This is a genomic window from Silicimonas algicola (assembly GCF_003148765.1).
GTDB classification, from domain to species: Bacteria; Pseudomonadota; Alphaproteobacteria; order Rhodobacterales; family Rhodobacteraceae; genus Silicimonas; species Silicimonas algicola.
Window position 1 is genome coordinate 39,679 of record NZ_QGGV01000011.1, and the last position, 19,104, is coordinate 58,782.

Below are 19,104 nucleotides of genomic sequence, written 5' to 3' on the forward strand. Positions count from 1 at the left end.
TGCGCGTCACATTCGAACCTTCGCTCCATTATCCCCGCAATCTCGGCCGTTCCCGTCGCGCGATCCTCGTAGGATGCTCTCGCGGCAATGCCCGCCAGAAGCCCGTGCCCTTGGACCAGTTCAAGAGCTGGCTGAAACTGTCGACCTGGTCGTCGTACCGCCCGCGAGGGAAGCTCTGCAGCTCTCGCCGGAACTCCGCCAACCAAGGTGCGTCCTTCGGAAGAAGGACCTCACCAGCCTCCACCGGCGAACAAGAGGCGTTGAACCGGACTTCCTTGTCCTGAACCGGGGTGATCGCACGGAAGCGGCGCCGGTTCGCTGGAAGACATTCCTGAAGGATAGGTATGCCGGTCGCTGCTTTCTCGATGAGTACAGCATCGGCCGACCAGGTGTGCCCTAGCGTCAGGACGTTTTTCTTCAGGTCCGGGTAGTCGAGGCGGTCGCGCAAGACGTCGAGGAGCCACCACTGGCGGCGATAGTATCCCCACGTTGTGCAGACCGAGTAGTCTGATCGAGCGTCTGCGGACATACCTGTGTCCCAGCTTTGCACCACGAGCTCGTACTGGTGGCGCTCGAGCTGGCTATCGTAGGTACCGAACCATTCCCACCGCAGGACGGAGCCGTCAGTGGCGATCGGGTTCTGTTGGTACTGACAGTTGAACGTGGCCGTTCCCATCTCCTTGCGCATCTCGTCGAGCTTCTCGGGTGGCAGGCGCGCCGGGGAGAGCACGTCGCCTGGACGCCTGAGGTGCACACGGCCCCGCGTAAGCGGCACCCGTTCTTCGATTTCTGCGATCGCGGGCAGGTTGAGGTGGCGATAAATGCCTTTCGACAGGAGATGTCCTGCAGGGTCGACTTCGTGAAGCCGCTGCTGGATGCAGATCACCCGGCCCTCGGACGGGTTGTCGAAGCGCGACAACAAGGAGGCATCCATGAACTCCTGCGCCCGGCAAAGCTCGGTCTCGCTCTGCGCATCGCTGGCTTTCAGGAGATCGTCGATCACGAGGACGTCGCAGCCGTGCCCGGTAACCGCTCCACCGATGGAGACGGCCTTGCGGCCGCCTCCTGCCGTTGTGCTGATTTCATCCTGGGTATTGCGCCTCGACGCGAGCCGCGTCGCCGGAAACGTGGCTCGATACCAGGCGCTTTCCATCACGCGTCGACAGTCGGCGCCATGCTTGCGCGCGAGGTCAAGGCCGTAGCTTGCCGAGATGATTTTCACGCGCGGGTTATGTCCGAGCAGGAAAGCAGTGAACGCCACGGCGACGGTGATCGACTTCAGGTGCCGCGGCGGAACGGTGATGACGAGGCGCTTGTCGCGCCCCGACTTGACGTCCTCGAGCGCCTGACACATCGCATCGATATACCAGCCGTCGACGAACTCCGTCAGACCACCGTGAAGCTCGGCAAAGACCTTTATCGCGAACGCCCGAAAATCGCCCGCATAGACCGCGCGAACCATCGCCCCGACATCTTCTGGAGACTGCTGTGTCATGACACGTCCCCCGAGACATCTTCACCGGCTGCTTCGATCTCCTGCGCCAGATAGCGCATGATCTCTAGGTCGCTGTCGGTGATCCTGAACGGCGTCCCGCCATCCGGTCCATCTCTGTCTTCCGATACCTGATCGCGCCGCGCGTCGTAGAACTTCATCAGGTCAATGATCTTGGCTAGGGCGCGGGGATCCCCCTTTAGGGCGTCGACTGACAGCTTTTGCATCAGCGCTTCCGCCAAAGGAACTTTCCTGGCTCCGCGTTCGTCCCTGATGGAGACCTTGCGGAACAGGGTCTCCTCGATGAGCGTCGAGATGTTGCGGCTGCCCTTCGGCCGGCCTTTCGGATTGCCAGACTGGCCCTTTTTGAAGCGTGTCGCGGCAGGCGGCTTCCTATATCCGACGTCAAAATCATCAGGCTGCGACATCATTCGCCTCCTCGCCCCGGGCTCCGCGGATCTCCGCGAAGCTCTCGCCCGTAGCATCGAGCACAGCCTCCTCGCCGGTCATCTCCTGCCAGCGGCGGATCGCAACGTCGCAGTAGAGGGGGTCGAGTTCGATCAGGCGCGCCACACGCCCGGTGCTCTCCGCCGCGAGGAGGGTCGAGCCCGAGCCGCCGAAGCAGTCCAGCACCACATCGCCGCGGTCGGTTACATCCATGAGGGCGTCGGCAACGAGGGCCGTCGGCTTGACCGTCGGGTGGTCCGCGAGATCTGCCTCGCGGCCTTTACCGAAGCTATTGACACCTGCGTAGTCCCAGACATTGGTCCGGTTCCGACCATGGCGGCCAAGCTCGACATTGTTGACGTGCGGTGCGCCGGGCCGCTTGAAGATGCAGACGAGTTCATGTTTTGAGCGGTAGAGCGATCCCATGCCGCCGTTCGACTTGTTCCAGACACAGAGGTTGATGAGTTCGAAACCGGCAGCCTTTCCGGCCCGGATCAGCTCTTGGATGTGGCGCCAATCCATGCAGACCATTGCAATGGCGCCAGGCGGGAGTACTTCGCGCAGGCGAGCAAACATCGTGGCGAGAAAGCTGTAAAACTCGTCGGCGGTCATCTCGCCTGAGGCCATCGCGAACTCGCGATGAGCAGTCGCTCCGCCGGACCGAACATGTCCCTGAACGGGCACATTGTAAGGCGGATCGGTGAACGCCATCCGAGGCGTGGTCCCAGCGAGCAGGCGGGCGTAGGTTGTCGCCTCCAAGCTGTCTCCGCAGAGCAGGCTATGGCGCCCGAGGCTCCATAGATCGCCCTGGCGGGTGATCGCTCGTGCCTCAGTATCGGGAAATTCCACAATCTCGGGCGCTGCCTCGGCCGAACCCGAAGGTCCCGCCAGCCTGAAATCGATCTCGCCCATTTCGAAGCCGGTCAGGGTGAGATCGAAGTCGAGCGTCCCGTCGAGAACGAGCTCCGACAACTCGGCAAACTCGATGCGGAGGTTGTCCTCGTCCCACTCCGACAAGCTGGCCAGCTTGTTGTCGGCGATGCGGAGCGCGCGGACTTGCGTATCGCTCAGATGATCGACGACCACCGCCGGGACCATCGCCATGCCGAGCGTCTTTGCGGCTTCCACACGGCCATGGCCGGCGATGATCGTGCCGTCCGACTTGATCACGATCGGGATGACGAAGCCGAATTGCGCGATACCGTCTGCGAGCTTCCTGATGCTCTTCTTGGTGTGACGCCGGTTGTTGTGCTCGTAGGCGCTGAGCGAGGTAATGGCGCGCTCTTCGACGAGCGATGCCATCCAGATGTCGGAAGCCGCCACGGAGACTGCTTCGTCAACTTTGGTTTTGGGCATTGTGGGCCCCTTTCTTCCAGGCGCAGTGCGCCGATCAAGAACAGGACCTGGGCGAGAGAGAGCTAAGGACAGCAACCTCCCGGACCTCGGTCCGCGAAGCTGCCCCTGGAATGCTCTCTCTGCCCGTGCGGGCTCGAGCCTCTGGCTCGGTGAGTGCTGCCCTATGGGACAGTGCCTTCAATAGGTGAAGACACGAGCTGGATAGCGTATCGCGAATTGTCGCGCAAGCCCTTGATTTGTTGACGAATAATTCGAGATACGGAGCGGTGATCGCGTTCATCGTGGCGTGGGAGATGATGTCCGGCAGCAAAGCGAGGCTGGCCGCTTGCGACCCAACGAGCTTTCGTCATCAACACAGCTCATGACGCGTTCCGCCGTTCTGTTAGTTCGTGCACGGCGCCGTGATAGTCCGCGGACGAGGCACGACAGTTGCGCACCTCGCAACAAGATCCACGATCAAGCCGTGGACGACCAAAACCCGCATCGCGAAGGACCAGCTTGAGCTTCAGCTCGACGCGCTGTCTTCGGACTGGACTAGTTGCGAAAGCGGAGCATCAGTGGATGCACGCCCGGCAGATCGCACCCGGGCGCTCCTCAGTACGGGGGCCGGACGACCCGGCCGTAACCAGAGGAGAAGCAAGATGGCTCAATCGCCTACCACCAAATCAGCCAAGTTGAAGAACATGCTCGCACGCCCGAACGGTGCCAGCCTCGACGCCCTCTGCAAGGCGACGGGATGGCAGAAGCACTCGGTCCGCGCAGCGATCCCAAGTGTGCGCAAGGCAGGCCACACCGTCATCCGCGAAGCCAACGGGGACAAGGGGCCTGTATACCGACTCGTCGCCACCGAAAGCGACAGCCAGTGACCGTCGCTGGCCTCGAGCAGATGGACCGGGCCGCGCTTAGCGCGGCCTGGTCCGAGCTTTTCGACACCCCTGTGCCGAAGAGCCTCAGTCAGCCGCTGCTACGGCGCTTCCTCGCGCGACGCTTGCAAGAAGAGGCGGGCGCGTCGCTCTCAGCGCGGCACCGCAAAGTCCTAGCGGACGCGGCAGCGAAGCCAACCCGAAGCGTCCTTCCCGGCGGCCGGCTGATCCGCGAGTGGAACGGGGTCACGCATATCGTCGACGTCACCGAGGCCGGCTTCGTCTGGAACGGTGAGACCCACCGGTCGCTCTCCCAGGTCGCGAAAGCAATCACGGGCGCACACTGGTCGGGGCCTCGCTTCTTCTGCCTCAGGAAAGGAGATCGCTGATGGCGGCCAACCATGTTCGCTGCGCGATCTACACGCGGAAGTCGTCGGACGAGGGTCTCGACCAGAACTTCAACTCGCTCGATGCACAGCACGAGGCCTGCGCGGCCTATATCGCGAGCCAGAAGCATGAAGGCTGGAAGATGCTGCCGACCCGGTACGACGACGGCGGCGTCTCTGGCGGGACGTTGGAGCGCCCTGCGCTTCAGCGCCTCATCGCGGACATCGAGGCACGCCGCGTCGACATGGTGGTCGTCTACAAGATCGATCGGCTGACGCGATCGCTTGCGGACTTCGCAAAGCTCGTCGAGCGGCTGGACGCCTGCGACTGCTCCTTCGTGTCGGTGACGCAGGCCTTCAACACCTCGTCCTCCATGGGTCGACACCGACGTCGACCAGGAAGCAGGGTCGGCTCCATCGCTACTACGTCTCGAACCGGATCATCAGCGGCCGATCCGATCCGACAGCCTGGCGGCTTCCGGCGCGCGAACTGGAGCAAGCCGTCAAAGCCGCGATCGCGTCTCATCTGGGGCAACTGGCCGCAGAACATCGACTCCTTGCTGAGCCGGATGCGACGCACCTGGCTGAGATCGCGCAGCGCCTCCGCGACACAGCGCAGAAAATTGCAACCGGGTGCACTGCGGATGCAGCCTCTATGCTTGCATCGGGGGTACTCAGCAGAGGAAGCATCGACCTCAGGCTTTGCCAGAAGACGCTTGCCCAGGCACTGAACCTGCAACCGTCCGCGCTCGCCGAACGCGCCTTGAGCATCTCCACGCCGTTCGACTTACGTAGGCGTGGCGTGGAAACCAGGATCGTGACGGGCGAGCGTGCGCCCGAAGCTGACCGCACACTTCTCGAAGGTCTGCGTCGCGCCGAGCGATGGTCCGCGGAGATCATCGCAGGCCACTCTGCGCAGGACATCGCGGAGCGCGAGCAATGCTCGCCGCGTCACATCCTCAGAACCGCACATCTGTCGGGACTGTCGCCGCGCATCAAGGCCGCCATCGTCGAAGGGAGGCAGCCCGTCGACCTCACGCTCGATCGCCTGATCCGCGACGACATTCCTCTCGATTTCAGAACCCAGGAAGCTCGCTACGGACTGGATCCGCGCCGTCCCTGTTAGACTCTGAAGCTTCCCTGCTCTTCGCAGAGAGTTCCCGGTTCGCGCAGAAAACTTCCCTGTTAGCTCGCGTAGGGAATTTCTTCTCAACTTATTGATCTTGCGCATGAATTCCTGGAGGTTGCACCGTCAGGAGTGCCGATTTCGCCCGTTTTCCCTGTAGATTCCCTGTTATCAGGGAAATCTGGAAAAGCGGATCTCTGCAAATTGCCGACAGAGACTTGCGTAGGGAATCCGCTACCGATGCGGACAGAGACGCGTCTCTGACTACCTCTCGGGAGCGCAAGCCGCGGAAATCGCGGCGTCAAATCTGAGAGAACGGACATCAGGGAAATCTGGAGGGGTCGGTGGCGGAGACGAAGGGATTCGAACCCTCGAGACGATTTCCCGTCTGCACCCTTAGCAGGGGTGTGCCTTCGACCACTCGGCCACGTCTCCGCCGGTGGGTCTAGCGGAGGGGGGGCAGGGCGGCAAGTGGGTTTTCCGGCGGTGGAGCGGGGTCAGGGGGCGTCGAGATGGCGGCGGGCGCGTCTCAGGTCGGCCTCGGTGGTGATCTTGAAGTTCTCTTCCGAGCCCTCGACCAGACGAACCTCCAGTCCTGCCGCACGGGCGACTTCGACGTCGTCGGCGGCGTCCGCAGGCGCGCGGGCGTGGGCGGCGCGGATCGCGTCGAAGCGGAAGCCCTGCGGGGTCTGGGCGCGGTACAACCCGGCGCGGGGGACGGGGGCGTAGTCGCGGTCGCCGTCGGCCCGCCAGAGGGCATCGACCACGGGGAGGGCGGCAAAGGCTCCCTCGGCATCGCCCAGGGCTGCGAGCACGGCGAGAATGACCTCTGCCGGGACGAAGGGACGGGCGGCGTCGTGGATCAGGACATGATCCGGCCCCGCATCGGCAAGCGCATCCAGACCCGCGCGGACCGACAGGGCGCGCGTCGCGCCGCCTGGAACCGGAGGGCGAAGGCGCGCGTCGTTCAGCCCTCGCAGGGCATCGGCGCAGAGCGCCTCGTCTCCGGCCGCGATGACCACCTGCACGACGGCGATGTCCGGAAGGTCGAGGAAGGCAGACACGGATCGGGCCAGGATCGTCCGGCCCCCGATATCAAGGTATTGCTTCGGGAGGTCCGCGCCCATCCGGGTCCCGCGTCCCCCGGCGACGATCAGCGCGGCAGTGCCTCCCGACATCCGACTAGCCCTGCGACGCGGCTGGCGAACGCTGCGACCGCCGACCGACCTGCGCCGTCCGTAGTTTACTGCCTCGCATGGGCCCTCCCGCCATTGCGGCAGGGAATAGCACAGGTCGAGCGCGGGACAAGCGTTCGAGGGACAGGCGTTTCACTCCGATCTGCTTGCGGGTCGGATGAGGTGGCCTGCCGCCACGGCGCCCGCGTCCCCTGAGGAGCGATGGAAAACACGTCTCAGCCGCGCTGTCGCTCATGCAGACCCGAAATGGTGGTGAAGGCCGAAATCGCCTCGGCGCTGGAACGGACGGTAAGGACGGCCATGCGCGTCTCGCCAAGGAAGGCCGAGACGGTGCCCGCGACATCGTCGCCCAAGCCAAGCGCGAAATCCGCTGCGCCGAATGACCGCGCCCAGACCGCGAAGTCGGGGTTGCGCAGGTCCGTGCCGGACACGCGGTTCGGATAGTCCCTCTCCTGGTGCAGGCGGATCGTGCCGTAGGTGCCGTTGTCCGAGATGACGATCTTCGGCGCCACGCCGCAGACCGCCGCCGTTGCGAGTTCGTTGCCCGTCATCATCACGCCGCCGTCGCCGACGAAGCCGATCACGCAACGGCCTGGATGGCGCAACGCCGCCGCGACCGAACCGGGAACGCCCAGCCCCATGGCGCCGCCCGCCGCACCGATCGCCTGCTGCGTCCCGTCCCAGGGCCAGCACTGGTGAACCCAGCTTGAAAAGTTGCCTGCGTCCGTCACGACGATGGCGTCGCGCGGTGCCTGGCGCGCCAGTTCCCGCACGACGATCCCGAAGTCGAGGCCGTCGTCGGACGCCTGCGGCCGGGCAGCCGAAAGGTCGCGCGCCGACGCGTTCGCCCGACGCGCCCAGTCCGCTCGTTCGGGCGGTGCGCCGAGCGTCATGCGGGCCAACGCTTCGCAGAAGGCCGAAGCGTCGCAAGGCACGGCCAGGTCGGTTCGAAACACCCGGCCCAGCACATTTGCATCGGGCCAGACGTGGATCAGCGGCTGACGCGGATCGGGCGCCAAGGGCAGGGTATAGCCTTGCGTCGGCACGTCGCCCAATCGCGTGCCGATGGCGAGGATCAGGTCCGCTTCCGACAAGACCTCGACGTGTCGTGCGGGGATCTTGAACCCAAGGTGCCCGGCGAAGAGCGGCGATCCGTTGTCGAAGATTTCCTGATGCTTGAAGGTCGGCGCGACGGGGATGCCATGCGCCTCGGCCAGCCGCGCCAGCGCCGCCCTCGCGGCGGGGCGGTCGAGACCGCTGCCGGCGATGACGAGAGGGCGTTGCGACCGGGACAGCAGAGCGGCCGCGCGCGCGATCTCGTCGTCGCCGGGTCCCGTGCGCGCAGGCGCGGACGGAGCGACGCCGGTCGGGGCAGGGCACTCGTCCGACAGCATGTCCTCGGGCAAGGCCAGGACCACGGGGCCGGGCGTGCCCGCAAGCGACAGCCGCCAGGCGCGCACCACGGTTTCTGCCAGCATCCCGGCCTCGGTGACCTCCCAGACCCCCTTGGCGATGCTGCCGAACATCCGTCCGTAGTCGACCTCCTGAAACGCGCCCCGCCCGCGCTCGTCGCGCGCGACCTGTCCGACCAGAAGGATCAGCGGAACGGCGTCCTGCTCGGCGAGATGGACGGCGATCGACGCATTCGTCGCACCGGGTCCGCGACTGACGGCCACGACGCCCGGTGCGCCGGTCAGCTTGGCGTCCGCGACCGCCATCAGCCCGGCTCCGCCCTCGTGGCGGCACACGACCGTGTCGATCCCGGAGAAGCCGTGGAGCGCATCGAGAAAGGCGAGGTAGCTCTCGCCCGGAACACAGAAAATACGGTCTGCGCCCAAGGCGTCCAGAGTATCGCGCAGCACCTCGGCCGCTCGGAGTTTGGAGTTGGACAAGCGCGTCTCCCGTGACATGTCGCCATCGCCTGTCGCCGCGCGAAACACACATCCGCCGACAACAGGGGGCCACTGAATGGTGACCCATCTATCTCGGAGTGACCATCGCTGAAATCCGTCGGTCGCAGGCTGAGCCCCTTGAACCCGACCAGCCAGCGAGGCCCCTCATAAGGCACTTCAGGGGCATCGGCGGGTTCCACATCGCCGTGACCTCTGCTCTTGTCGTCGGTCTGGATTATATCGGAAATCACGGCCCTCGGGCCGGAGCGATATGACGGGCGGCACACGAGGAGTCAGCATGACCGACACGCCGGACAAAGTGGTGCGGCTCGAGCGCGTTGACGCAACCGGGCTCGTCATCATCGACAACCCGCCGGTCAACGCCTCGTCGCATGCCGTGCGGCAGGGACTGACAGAGGCCTTGGCAATGGCGCAGGCGGACGACGACATCGACGTGATCGTCGTCTTCGGTGCCGGGCGAACCTTCATCGCGGGCGCCGATATCCGGGAGTTCGGCAAGCCGCCCCTCCACCCCCTCCTGCCCGAAGTGAACAACGGCATCGAAGCCTCTGAAAAGCCTGTCATAGCGGTTCTGCACGGAACGGCGCTTGGCGGCGGATTCGAGGTCGGTCTCGCCTCCCACGCCCGGATCGCGCTGCCGGGCACGCAGGTCGGCCTGCCAGAGGTGACCCTCGGTGTTCTGCCCGGTGCGGGCGGCACGCAGAGGGTGCCTCGGCTGATCGGCATTCCGGCGGCGCTCGACATGATAACCTCCGGGCGCCGGATCGGCGCGGACGAGGCGCTGAAGCTGGGACTGATCGACCGCATCGAAGCAGGCGACGTGCGCGATGTCGCACTGCGTATGGCCGAGGCTGTTCGGGCGGGGGACCTGAAGACTTGGCGCACGGGCGACCTGGCGGTCACGCCCGACGAGACGGCGCTCGAGGCCGAAGCCGAGAGGCTGGACCGCACCGCCCGCCACCTTTTCTCTCCGCACAAGTGCGTCGAAGCCGTGGCCCTCTCGACTGGCGACCTTGCCCGGGGCCTCACGCGAGAGCGCGAGCTTTTCATGGAGTGCATCGACAGCCCGCAGCGCGCCGGGCTGATCCACGCCTTCTTCGCCGAGCGCGCCGCAGCCCGCATTCCCGAAGCGGGGACGCCCCCCATGCAGGTCGAAAGCGTCGGCGTGATCGGCGGCGGCACCATGGGGTCCGGCATCGCGACCGCCTGCCTACTCGCAGGCCTTCCGGTGACCCTGGTTGAACAGACCGACGACGCACTCGACCGCGGCGGCGCCGCCGTGGCGGCAAACCTCGCGCAGGCGGTGAAACGCGGCAAGCTGACCGAGGACGCCCGCGCGGCGATCCTCTCGGACGCTCTGACGCTGACCACCGACATGGCCGATCTGGCCGAGGCCGACCTCGTGATCGAAGCCGTCTTCGAGGACATGGACATCAAGCGTTCGATCTTTCGCCGCCTCGACCGCATCTGCAAGCCGGGCGCGATCCTTGCCACGAACACCTCCTACCTCGACGTGAACGCCATCGCCGCCGAGACGACGCGACAGGAGGACGTCATCGGCCTCCACTTCTTCTCGCCTGCCCACGTCATGCGCCTTCTGGAGGTCGTGGTCGCCCATCGCACCGCGCCCGATGTCGTGGCGACGGGCTTTGCGCTGGCGAAGCGGCTCAGGAAGGTCGCGGTACGGGCGGGCGTCTGCGACGGCTTCATCGGCAACCGCATCCTCGCGCACTATCGCAAGGCCGTGGACTATATGCTGATGGACGGCGCATCGCCCCAGCAGATCGACGCCGCTCTCGAAGATTTCGGTTTCGCCCTCGGCCCTTTCGCGGTCTCGGACCTCGCCGGGCTCGACATCGCCTGGGCCACGCGCAAGCGAAAGGCACCCCTCCGCCCGCCGGAGGAGCGCTACATCGCCATCGCCGACCGGATCTGCGAGATGGGATGGTTCGGCCGCAAGACCGGACGGGGCTTCTACCTTTATGGCGACGGCAAGCCGGTGCCGAACCCCGATGCGCTCGCGATCGTCGACGAAGAGCGCACGAATGCCAGGATCACCCCGCGAGACTTCACCGACGACGAGATCGTCGCGCGGGTCATGACCGCCATGATATCGGAAGCGACGCGCGTGCTCGAGGATGGCATCGCGCTCCGGCCGTCCGACATCGACGCGGTCTTTCTCTTCGGGTACGGATTTCCACGTCACAGGGGCGGACCGATGCACCACGCCGATACGGTCGGCGCGGCGGAACTCGTCCGGCGGATCGAAGCCTGGGCAAGGGACGACCCGTACTACTGGCAGGTGCCGCCGCTTCTGGCCCGAATGGCGCAGGAGGGCGGCACCTTCGCCGAGATGAAGGAGCGCGAATGGACCTGAACTTCACCGAGCAAGAGCTTGCCTTCCGGGAGGAGGTGCGGCGCTTCCTTGACGAAAAGCTGCCTGCAGAGATCGCCGACAAGGTCATCGCGGGCCGCGAGTTGACCAAATCCGACATGGAGCGGTGGCACGCGATCCTGAACGCAAGAGGCTGGCTCGCCTCGACCTGGCCGGTCGATTTCGGCGGGCCCGGCTGGGGGCCGGTCGAACGTCACATCTTCGAGGAGGAGGCCTGCCGCGCCGGCGCGCCGCGTGTCCTGCCATTCGGGCTTCACATGCTGGCCCACGTCCTGATGAAGTTCGGAACGAAGGAACAGCAGGACCACTACCTCCCCCGCATCCTCGAAGGCACCGACTGGTGGTGTCAGGGGTATTCCGAGCCGGGCGCGGGATCGGACCTCGCCAGCCTCAGGACGACCGCGGTGCGCGGCGGAGACGCCTATCTCGTCAACGGTCAGAAGACCTGGACGACCCTCGGCCAGCACGCGAACCGGATCTTTTGCCTTGTCCGCACGAAAAAGGATGGAAAGCCGCAGGAGGGGATCAGCTTCCTCCTCGTCGACCTCGACAGCCCCGGCATCGAGATGCGCCCCATCCGCCTGATCGAAGGCGGGCACGAGGTGAACGAGGTATTCTTCACCGACGTGCGCGTTCCGGCTGAAAACCTCGTCGGCGACGAGAACCAGGGTTGGACCATCGCCAAGTATCTTCTCACCCACGAGAGGACGAACATTGCCGGCATCGGCTTCTCGGTTCAGGCCTTCGAGCAGGTGAAGGCGCTGGCTCGGACGGTGAAACGCGGCGGCAAGCGCCTGATCGACGACCCGCTTTATGCCGCGCGGCTGGCCCGCGTCGAGGCCGAACTCGAGGCGTTGAAGATCACCAACCTCAGGATGCTGTCCAACGCGCAGAAGAACGGCCAGCCCGGCCTCGAAAGCTCGATGCTCAAGATCAAGGGAACGGTGATCCGGCAGGCGCTGAACGATCTAGCCCGCCGCGCGCTTGGCCCCGCCGCCGGGCCTTTCCCGGCAGAAGCGCTTGCCGGCAACCTCGAGATCGCGCCGCCCGAGCACGCCCGCGCCGCGGCGCGGTACTTCAACAACCGCAAGATCTCGATCTTCGGCGGCTCGAACGAGATCCAGCGGAACATCCTCTCCAAGTCGATGCTGGAGCTTTAGACGTGGATTTCGAAACCTCCGACGACCGCCGGATGCTGGCCGACACGCTGGCGCGCTTCCTTGCCGAGGCCTGCCCGCCCGAAAAGCGCGCGACGCTGGCTTATGCCGCACCCTTCCACGACCACGAAGCGTGGTCCGGCCTCGCCGGACTCGGCGTCCTGATGGCCTTCATCCCCGAAGCCGAGGGCGGTCTCGGGGGCAGAGGCTTCGACGTGATGACGGTCTTCGAACAGATCGGCCGCGCCCTGTCGCCCGAACCCGTTCTTCCAGCGCTGATGGCCGCGCGTCTTCTCCTTGCGGCAAGAGGCGACGTCGATGGCTTGATGAGCGGAGAGGTCCGCCTTGCCGTGGCCATCGGCGAACCCGACGCGCCGTGGGACCTGTCCGACATCGCGACACGGGCGGAGCGCAACGCCGACCGGTGGACCCTCACGGGACGCAAAAGTGTCGTCTACGGGGGCAACGACGCCGACCGTCTGCTGGTCGCAGCGCGGACCGGCGAGGGCCTGTCTCTTTTCGATGTATCCCCTGAAAATGCTGGGGTGATCGGCTACGGCATGATCGACGGCGGCGGCGCGGCCGAGGTGATCCTCGACGCCACCCCGGCGACGCTGTTGATCGAGAACGCGGAAGACGCGCTGAACGACGCGCTCGACCACGGCCGCCTTGCGCTCTGCGCCGAAGCCCTGGGTGCGATGGACCATGTGCAGGCTCTCACGCTCGACTACCTGAAAACCCGCCAGCAGTTCGGCCGCCCCATCGGCAAGAACCAGGCCCTCCAGCACCGCATGGTCGATCTGATGACCGAGATCGAGCAGGCGCGGTCCATCACCATCCTCGCCGCTTCGCGCATGGCCGAGGGTGACCGCGCCCGCAGCGTGGCCATGGCCAAGCACCTGGTGGGGAGGGTCGCGACGCTCGTCGCCGAGGAAGCGATCCAGATGCACGGCGGCATCGCGATGACATGGGAACACCCCGTCTCGCATTACGCCAAGCGACTGGTGATGATCGACCACCAGCTCGGCGACACGGACTTTCACCTGTCCCGGCTGATGGAGGATCTCCGCGCCTGAGGCCGTCTTCTGTCGCAAAATACTCCGGGGTCTGGGGCAGCGCCCCAGCTCACCCCTTCCGGTAGCGAAACACGCCCGTGGCGGTCGCGACGATTTCGCCCGTCTCGTCCTCGACCCGGCCCGACGCGAAGAAGGTGGACGAGCCGCCGCCCGTCTTTCGGCCTTCCGCGATCAGAAGCGACCCCTTCGGCCGCGACAGGAAGTTCGTCGTCATCGACAGCGTCATCGCCATGACGCGGGTGTCGGGATCGCCTGTGAAGCAGCCCGCGTAGCCCATCACCGTGTCGAGAAGGACGGCATGGACCCCTCCGTGAGGGATGCCGTGGCGGTTCAGGATCGCGTCCGTCACGTCCAGCTCGAAGCGCGCATAATCCGCGCTCCAGTCCGCCATGCGAAAGCCGATGAGTTTCTGAAAGGGATAGGGATCTTCCCTCAGCCGTGGATCCATCGCGCCTTCCCCGTTCCCGTCATCCCGATATCCCCGCATCGCCTCAGCCCCTCCCCGCCGCCGCAAGACCCGAGGTTGCGTAGCCGGGCACCTGCGCACCAAGCTGAAGCGCGCGTTCGGGGTTCGAGGCGTTGCCGTCTAGGGCCCGCCGCTTCACACCCTGGAGGATGGCGGCCATGCGGAAGAAGGCGAAGGCCAGGTAGAACTCCAGCCGGTCGATGCCGGGCAGTCCCATGCGCCGGCAATAGTCCTCGACGAAGGCAGCGTCCGAGGGCAGGCCGAGTGCTGCGCGGTTCACGCCCGCCAGTCCGCGTCCCGCGGTGCCCGCTGGCCTGCTCCATTGCATCAGGACCGCCGCCAGGTCGGCGAAAGGGTGGCCGAGCGTCGAGAGCTCCCAGTCCAGCACGGCGACGATCCGCGGCGCATCCGGCGCAATCAGAAGGTTGTCGAGCCGGTAGTCGCCGTGAACCAGCGCCACCAGCCCATCGTCCGGTGGCATTTCGGCATCGAGCCACTGGATCAGCGCATCCATGTCCGGGATCGTCTCGGTCTCGCTCGCGCGGTACTGTTTGGTCCAGCGGTCGACCTGGCGGCGATAATAGCTGCCGTGCGGCCCGTAGTCGGCCAGTCCCACGGCATCGAGGTCGACCGAATGGATCGCGGCCAGGACCCGCGCCATGTCCTGCACGATGGCGGTCCGGTCGTCCTTCGTCAGGCCAGGCATGGCGGGATCGTTGAACGTGCGGCCCGGCACCAGGTCCATCAGGTAGAAGGCCGAGCCTATGACGCCGTCGTCCTCGCAAAGCGCGTGCATTCGCGCCACTGGGACGTCTGTTCCGGCCAGCGCGGATTGCACGCCGAACTCCCGTTCGACGGCATGGGCGGACTTCAGCAGCACGCCCGGAGGCTTCCGGCGCAGCACATAGTCGCCGGCCGCCGTGCGCAACGCATAGGTCGGGTTCGACTGCCCGGTCTGGAACTTCTCGACCCCGACGGGCCTCTCGAAGCCGGGCAGCCGGTCTCTGGCCCACAGGGCCACCGCGTCGACGTCGAGAGTTAGCGCGTCCGTCACCGCTCAGCCCCGTCCTCTCTCGATCATCGGCAGAACGTCCGCGCAGGCCGTGCGATACTCCGTCTCGATCCGGTCGACGAGGGCCGCGACCGGCACCACCTCGCGCACCGCGCCGATGCCCATGCCCGACCCCCAGATGTCGCGCCAGGCCCTGGGCTTCGCGGATCCCTTCGAGAAATCCATCGGCTTTGCGTCCGCCAGCATGGTGTCCGCGTCCAGCCCCGCCCGCGCGATCGACGGCTTCAGGTAGTTGCCGGGAATGCCGGTGAAGGCGGCCGAGTTCACGATGTCCTCGGCGCCCGAGTCGACGATCATCGCCTTGTAGTCGTCGGGCGCCTGCGCCTCGACCGTCGCGATGAACGGCGAACCGACATAGCCGAGGTCCGCCCCCATCACCTGCGCCGCCAACAGGCTGCGCCCGGTGGCGATGCACCCGGAGAGAAGGACAGGGCCGTCGAACCACGCCCGGATCTCCGAGACGAGAGCGAAGGGAGACTGCGGCCCCGCGTGCCCGCCCGCCCCGGCGGCGACCGCGATCAGGGCATCCGCACCCTTGTCGATGGCCTTCCGCGCAAAGGTGTCGTTGATGATGTCGTGCATCACGAAGCCGCCCGCCTCATGCGCTATGGCGTTCACCTCGGGCCGCGCGCCAAGCGAGGTGATCCAGAGCGGCACGCGCCACTTCGCGCAGATCTCGACGTCGCGCATCAGGCGCTCGTTCGAACGGTGGACGATCTGGTTGACCGCGAAGGGTGCGGCGGGCCGGTCGGGGTTCGCCTGATTGTGGCGGTCGAGCTCCTCGGTGATCCGCTTCAGCCAGCGCTCCAGCATCGGCGTCGCGTCGCCGTCCTCGTCGCGCGCGTTTAGCGCGGGGAAGGATCCGACGATCCCCGCCTTGCACTGCGCGATGACGAGGTCCGGGCCGGACACGAGGAACATGGGGGCGCCTACCATCGGAAGGCGCAGGGATTGCAGGATCGGCGGAAGGCCCGGCATCAGGATGGCGCACTCGCACTCGGCAGGGCTTCGGGCATGGGGTCTCCTTCCTGTCCTGCGACGAGTCATGCAATGCGGAACGGTCGTTCGCAAGGTCGCCAGCCCGGCGCATCGACCTGACGCCTTGCAATTCCCCGCCCCTGCGCGAAAAAGTGCGACGAGCAGAGGAGGGACGGCATGGCAGGCCTGTATTTCGAGGAATTCCACGAGGGCCAGCACTTCGTCCACGAGTTGCGGCGGACCGTGACCGAGGCCGACAACACCATGTTCAGCCTCATGTCGATGAACCCGCAGCCTCTGCACATCGACGCGCACTTCGCCGAAGGGACCGAGTGGGGGCAGCGGCTGTTCAATTCGATGTTCACCTTCGCGATCATGGTGGGCCTGAGCGTGCAGGACACGACGCTCGGGACGACGGTGGGCAACCTGGGCTTCTCCGAGGTGACCTTCCCCGCGCCGGTCTTCCACGGCGACACGCTGAGAGCGGAAACGCGCGTCCTGTCGGTGCGCGAAAGCAAGTCGAAACCCGATCGCGGCCTCGTCGAATTCGAGCACTCCTGCTTCAAGCAGGACGGCACGCTGGTCGCGCGCTGCAAGCGGATGGCCATGATGATGAAGCGGGCGGTGTGACGCGATGACCTTCACCACACGCCCCGACATCCTCGGCACCTTCGGCGCGGTCGCCACGACACACTGGATCGCCAGCGCCGTGGGGATGCGGATGCTGGAGGCCGGCGGCACGGCCGCCGACGCTGCCGCCGCCGCCGGCTTTACCCTGAACGTCGTCGAGCCGCATCTGAACGGGCCCTTGGGCGACATGCCCGCCCTCGTGTGGGCCGCCGACGCGGAAGCGCCGCGCATGATCTGCGGGCAGGGGACGGCGCCAGCGGGAGCCACGGTGGCGCATTACCGCGACCAGGGGCTGGACCTGATCCCGGGGGCGGGCCACCTCGCCACGGTCATCCCGGGCGCGTTCGACGCCTGGATTGTCATGCTGTCGCTCCACGGGCGGCTGACGCTGCGCGAGGTGCTGGAGCCCGCGATCCACTACGCCAGGCATGGCCATCCGATCCTCGCGCGGGTCTGCGACACCATCGCGGGGCAGGCCGATCTCTTCCGCGCCGAGTGGCCGACGTCTGCCGCCGTCTGGCTGCCGGGCGGCGACGTGCCCCAACCGGGAGCGCTGTTCCGGAACGTCCAGCTTGCCGATTTCTGGACACGCCTTCTGGAGGAGGCCGAGACAGCGTCGGGCCGCGAGGCGCAGATCGAGGTGGCGCGTCGCGCGTTCCGCGAGGGTTTCGTCGCCGAGGCTATCGACGGCTTCGTTCGCGAAATCGAACCGATGGACGGCACCGGCGTTCGTCGCAAGGGCGTGTTGACAGGGGCGGACATGGCCGGATGGCGCGCGACCGTGGAGGATACGGTCTCGACCCGTCACGCGGGGTGGGAGGTCTTCAAGGGCGGGTTCTGGTCGCAGGGTCCGGTCCAGCTTCAGGCGCTGAACATCCTCGACGCGCTCGGTATCGCCGGAGAGGCGCCGCTGTCGGACGGCTTCGTCCACAAGGTGACCGAGGCGCTGAAACTCGCCTTCGCCGACCGCGAGGCGTTCTATGGCGACCCGGATCACGCCGACATTCCAGCAGACCGTCTCTTGTCGCCGGACTACGCCCGCGAGCGCGCAACCCAGATCGGAGACACCGCGTCCCGCGACCTGCGTCCCGGCAGGATCGTGGGCTTCGAGACGCTGGCCGACGCCGCCATCGCCCGCTCCGCCCGGATCGGCACAGGTGCGGGGGCGGGTCTCGGCGGGGGCGAACCGACGATGGCGCACCTCGCCAACCGGAGGGGCGACACTGTCCACATCGATGTCATCGACCGCTGGGGCACGATGGTCTCGGCCACTCCCTCGGGCGGCTGGCTCCAGTCGAACCCGGTCGTGCCGGGCCTCGGCGTGCCGCTGAACAGCCGGGCGCAGATGTTCTGGCTGGACGAGGGGCTGCCCACGACGCTTGCGCCCGGACGCAGGCCCCGCACGACGCTGTCGCCCTCGATGGCGCGCGCGCCGGACGGGACGCGGATGGCTTATGGCACGCCGGGCGGCGATCAGCAGGACCAGTGGCAGCTGACCTTCATCCTGCGGATGATCCACCACGGCATGACGCCGCAGCAGGCCATCGACGGGCCGCTGTTCCACACCGGTCACCTGCAGGCCAGCTTCTATCCGCGCGGACTGAAACCCGCGCACCTGATGATCGAGCCGGCCTTCGCCCAGGCCACCCTCGAGGCGCTGCGCGCGCGCGGCCACGCGGTCGAGGTCTCGGAACCCTGGGCGGTCGGCCGCCTGACCGCCGCGCTGCGCCGTCCGGACGGGGTGATCTCGGCCGCTGCCACGCCGCGGCTGATGCAGGCCTACGCCATTGGACGTTGACCTGTCGTTCCTCGGCAGTGCGATGGAGCTTTTCTCGGTGCCCGCGCTTCTTGGCATCGCGGCAGCAAGCTTCATCGGGTCCTTCATCACCGTGGCGCTCGGCATCGGAGGCGGCGCGCTGATGCTGGCCGCGCTGGCGAGCCTGATGCCGCCCGCGGCCCTGATCCCGGTCCACGGCGCGATCCAGATCGGGTCGAACCTGTTCCGCGCTGGCATCCTTCTCGGCCATGTCTACTGGCCACCGTTCCTCGCCTTCACCATAGGCTCGGTCATCGGCGCAGTGGCGGGCGGGTCGATCGTCGTCAACCTGCCGCCGCCCTACGTCCAGATCGGCGTCGGCGCCTTCGTCATCTGGAGCGTGCTGTCGAAACCGCCCGCCTGGCTGTCGCGCTGGCCGGGCCTGACCGGGGGCATCTCCAGCTTCCTGACGATGTTCTTCGGCGCGACGGGCCTTTTCGTCGCGAACTTCACCAAGTCGCTCAACCTCCCCCGCCAGAGCCACGTCGCAACCCATGCCTCGCTGATGACGCTGCAACACGTGCTGAAGGTGGCGATCTTCGCCATCCTCGGCTTCGCCTTCGGCCCGTGGCTTGGGTTCATCGTGGTGATGGTGCTCGCTGGTCTCGCGGGAACGCTGGCGGGGAAACTTCTGCTGAACCGGATGACCGACCACGGCTTCAAACGCGCGCTCGACGTGATCCTGATCCTCGTGTCGCTGCGGCTGATCTGGACCGGCGTCGCGGCGCTCTGAGC

General features: G+C 66.4%; 18 protein-coding genes and 1 tRNA gene. 10 read left to right on the forward strand and 9 right to left on the reverse strand.

All coding sequences use genetic code 11. The features are described from left to right. Nucleotides 1–28: 28 nt before the first annotated feature. Genes terL through C8D95_RS18615 form a run of 3 tightly spaced genes read right to left on the reverse strand, consistent with a single transcriptional unit; the run spans nt 29 to nt 3,370 of the window. Entirely contained in the window at nt 29–1,495 is a 1,467-nt protein-coding gene (gene terL, locus C8D95_RS18605) for a phage terminase large subunit (protein WP_109760712.1), read from the reverse strand. Next, nucleotides 1,492–1,920: a DUF5681 domain-containing protein gene (locus C8D95_RS18610; protein ID WP_109760713.1), complete on the reverse strand. Its 429-nt coding sequence runs from the start codon at nt 1,918–1,920 to the stop codon at nt 1,492–1,494. The genes terL and C8D95_RS18610 overlap by 4 nt, the downstream gene beginning before the upstream one ends. After that, the gene (locus C8D95_RS18615; RefSeq protein ID WP_241239681.1) at nt 1,907–3,370 is read right to left on the reverse strand and encodes a DNA methyltransferase; all 1,464 of its coding nucleotides are present in this window, start codon (nt 3,368–3,370) and stop codon (nt 1,907–1,909) included. The genes C8D95_RS18610 and C8D95_RS18615 overlap by 14 nt, the downstream gene beginning before the upstream one ends. 566 nt (nt 3,371–3,936) lie before the next feature. On the opposite strand from C8D95_RS18615, the gene C8D95_RS22345 reads away from it, so the two are divergent. The 4 genes from C8D95_RS22345 to C8D95_RS18635 all read left to right on the forward strand — a co-directional run bounded on the left by C8D95_RS22345 (nt 3,937) and on the right by C8D95_RS18635 (nt 5,670). Then, complete coding sequence (locus C8D95_RS22345) at nt 3,937–4,161, forward strand: DUF3489 domain-containing protein (RefSeq protein WP_109760714.1); 225 nt, start codon at nt 3,937–3,939, stop codon at nt 4,159–4,161. Continuing rightward, nucleotides 4,158–4,547 (forward strand): DUF2924 domain-containing protein, encoded by a 390-nt coding sequence (locus C8D95_RS18625; protein WP_206508328.1) that lies wholly within the window; start codon nt 4,158–4,160, stop codon nt 4,545–4,547. Before C8D95_RS22345 ends, C8D95_RS18625 begins: the two co-directional genes overlap by 4 nt. Further along, nucleotides 4,547–5,275: a recombinase family protein gene (locus C8D95_RS22350; protein WP_206508326.1), complete on the forward strand. Its 729-nt coding sequence runs from the start codon at nt 4,547–4,549 to the stop codon at nt 5,273–5,275. The genes C8D95_RS18625 and C8D95_RS22350 overlap by 1 nt, the downstream gene beginning before the upstream one ends. Before the next feature lie 71 nt (nt 5,276–5,346). Further along, nucleotides 5,347–5,670 carry a hypothetical protein gene (locus C8D95_RS18635; RefSeq protein WP_109760716.1) on the forward strand — a complete coding sequence of 108 codons (324 nt, stop codon included), beginning with the start codon at nt 5,347–5,349 and terminating at the stop codon, nt 5,668–5,670. Nucleotides 5,671–6,015: 345 nt separating this feature from the next. On the opposite strand, the gene C8D95_RS18640 is transcribed toward C8D95_RS18635, so the two are convergent. The 3 genes from C8D95_RS18640 to C8D95_RS18650 all read right to left on the reverse strand — a co-directional run bounded on the left by C8D95_RS18640 (nt 6,016) and on the right by C8D95_RS18650 (nt 8,758). Continuing rightward, nucleotides 6,016–6,105: transfer RNA gene (locus C8D95_RS18640), tRNA-Ser, on the reverse strand. A 62-nt stretch (nt 6,106–6,167) separates the two neighbouring features. Continuing rightward, a complete protein-coding gene (gene ispD, locus C8D95_RS18645) occupies nt 6,168–6,848 on the reverse strand; it encodes a 2-C-methyl-D-erythritol 4-phosphate cytidylyltransferase (RefSeq protein ID WP_109760717.1) in 681 nt (226 codons plus the stop codon). 233 nt (nt 6,849–7,081) lie between these two features. Beyond that, nucleotides 7,082–8,758 carry a thiamine pyrophosphate-binding protein gene (locus tag C8D95_RS18650; protein ID WP_206508324.1) on the reverse strand — a complete coding sequence of 559 codons (1,677 nt, stop codon included), beginning with the start codon at nt 8,756–8,758 and terminating at the stop codon, nt 7,082–7,084. Nucleotides 8,759–9,056: 298 nt separating this feature from the next. Between C8D95_RS18650 and C8D95_RS18655 the strand changes: the two genes are divergently transcribed. Genes C8D95_RS18655 through C8D95_RS18665 form a run of 3 tightly spaced genes read left to right on the forward strand, consistent with a single transcriptional unit; the run spans nt 9,057 to nt 13,407 of the window. Further along, a complete protein-coding gene (locus C8D95_RS18655) occupies nt 9,057–11,156 on the forward strand; it encodes a 3-hydroxyacyl-CoA dehydrogenase NAD-binding domain-containing protein (RefSeq protein WP_109760718.1) in 2,100 nt (699 codons plus the stop codon). After that, a complete protein-coding gene (locus C8D95_RS18660; protein ID WP_109760719.1) occupies nt 11,147–12,334 on the forward strand; it encodes an acyl-CoA dehydrogenase family protein in 1,188 nt (395 codons plus the stop codon). Before C8D95_RS18655 ends, C8D95_RS18660 begins: the two co-directional genes overlap by 10 nt. Nucleotides 12,335–12,336: 2 nt before the next feature. Further along, the gene (locus C8D95_RS18665; protein ID WP_109760720.1) at nt 12,337–13,407 is read left to right on the forward strand and encodes an acyl-CoA dehydrogenase family protein; all 1,071 of its coding nucleotides are present in this window, start codon (nt 12,337–12,339) and stop codon (nt 13,405–13,407) included. Between the two features lie 49 nt (nt 13,408–13,456). Here C8D95_RS18665 and C8D95_RS18670 read toward each other — a convergent pair whose 3' ends face one another. Genes C8D95_RS18670 through C8D95_RS18680 form a run of 3 tightly spaced genes read right to left on the reverse strand, consistent with a single transcriptional unit; the run spans nt 13,457 to nt 15,923 of the window. Beyond that, nucleotides 13,457–13,855, reverse strand: coding sequence for a PaaI family thioesterase (locus C8D95_RS18670; protein ID WP_109760721.1), 399 nt, complete (start codon nt 13,853–13,855; stop codon nt 13,457–13,459). A gap of 43 nt (nt 13,856–13,898) precedes the next feature. Then, entirely contained in the window at nt 13,899–14,927 is a 1,029-nt protein-coding gene (locus tag C8D95_RS18675) for a phosphotransferase (protein ID WP_109760722.1), read from the reverse strand. A gap of 3 nt (nt 14,928–14,930) precedes the next feature. Continuing rightward, entirely contained in the window at nt 14,931–15,923 is a 993-nt protein-coding gene (locus tag C8D95_RS18680) for an NAD(P)H-dependent flavin oxidoreductase (protein ID WP_109760723.1), read from the reverse strand. A 177-nt stretch (nt 15,924–16,100) separates the two neighbouring features. On the opposite strand from C8D95_RS18680, the gene C8D95_RS18685 reads away from it, so the two are divergent. From C8D95_RS18685 to C8D95_RS18695, 3 genes are read left to right on the forward strand one after another with little or no spacing between them, the layout of a single operon-like run. Continuing rightward, entirely contained in the window at nt 16,101–16,553 is a 453-nt protein-coding gene (locus C8D95_RS18685; RefSeq protein ID WP_109760724.1) for a MaoC family dehydratase, read from the forward strand. A 4-nt stretch (nt 16,554–16,557) separates the two neighbouring features. Further along, nucleotides 16,558–18,351 carry a gamma-glutamyltransferase family protein gene (locus tag C8D95_RS18690; protein WP_109760725.1) on the forward strand — a complete coding sequence of 598 codons (1,794 nt, stop codon included), beginning with the start codon at nt 16,558–16,560 and terminating at the stop codon, nt 18,349–18,351. Then, nucleotides 18,341–19,102 (forward strand): sulfite exporter TauE/SafE family protein, encoded by a 762-nt coding sequence (locus C8D95_RS18695; protein WP_241239680.1) that lies wholly within the window; start codon nt 18,341–18,343, stop codon nt 19,100–19,102. Before C8D95_RS18690 ends, C8D95_RS18695 begins: the two co-directional genes overlap by 11 nt. Nucleotides 19,103–19,104: the final 2 nt, after the last annotated feature.